This is a genomic window from Streptococcus sp. NLN64 (assembly GCF_015831295.1).
In the GTDB taxonomy this organism is placed as follows: domain Bacteria; phylum Bacillota; class Bacilli; order Lactobacillales; family Streptococcaceae; genus Streptococcus.
On record NZ_JADXDQ010000119.1, the window covers coordinates 1 to 896 of the forward strand.

At 39.7% G+C, this 896-nt stretch carries 1 protein-coding gene; it reads right to left on the reverse strand.

Annotated features, from left to right (window positions below):
- Positions 1-328: 328 nt before the first annotated feature.
- Entirely contained in the window at positions 329-517 is a 189-nt protein-coding gene (locus tag I2503_RS09395) for a hypothetical protein (protein ID WP_196967788.1), read from the reverse strand.
- Positions 518-896: the final 379 nt, after the last annotated feature.

Here is an 896-nt window from a genome sequence, read left to right on the forward strand (position 1 = left end):
CCATAATTCGTTAGATTTCCTCCCTCAAAAGAAAAATTCTTGTTTTTAGCATTATTATTTGTTAGACTGAACATGTGGATTTCCTTTCTTTTTGTTGTTCTATGCACTTATATCATAAAGGGGAAATCCTTTTTTGTCTAGTCGAATGTTTCACCCAATGGGTGAAAAGCAGAACCTTCCAGAAACCCTGTGATCAATACGGTTTCTGGAAGGTTTTTAAGTTAGGTATGAATAATTCGGGGTAAATGAAAATTTATAGGCAGATGAATACGGTTACGTAAAAAAAGATTTTTGATTTTCTGATATCTCGAAAATCAAAGGTATACGGTTATCGGGAATTCTGGCTATTATTCACGAATACTTGCAAATCTCCAATTTCCTTATCCCCGTAAGCGAGGTAACGAATATTGATAAGGTTTTCAGGTCCGATATTGTCTGAAGTCGATCCGTTTCCGATAGCTCCACAGCCTAGCATCATGGATGGTAGGAATCCAGTTGTTGCTCCTACTGCTCCCAAAGCTGATCCCACATTGACCAACACACGAGAGACGGGACTGTGTAGGAAGAAGTTTTCGACAACTTGGTCGTCTTCTGTGTGAAGTGAGAGGGTGTGACCCAGTCCTTTGAGTTCGAGGACCTTGCGACTTAGCTCTAGGCCTTCTTCCCAATCCTTAACAGTGTATACTCTTTTAGTTTATCTTTTATTACTGTGTTAGCTCGTCTTGCCGTACTTTAGTACTGCCTGCGACTCGCTGCCTTGTACTAAAAACAAACTAAAACTCCAAGCAGGCTTCGCCTGCTAACTCATGACGGAAAATTAGTTTAGGTATATAATAAAGATGAGCAATACAAATCCGTAAGTTTATTAGGGCTTTGCCGAGCCTGTAACTAAAACT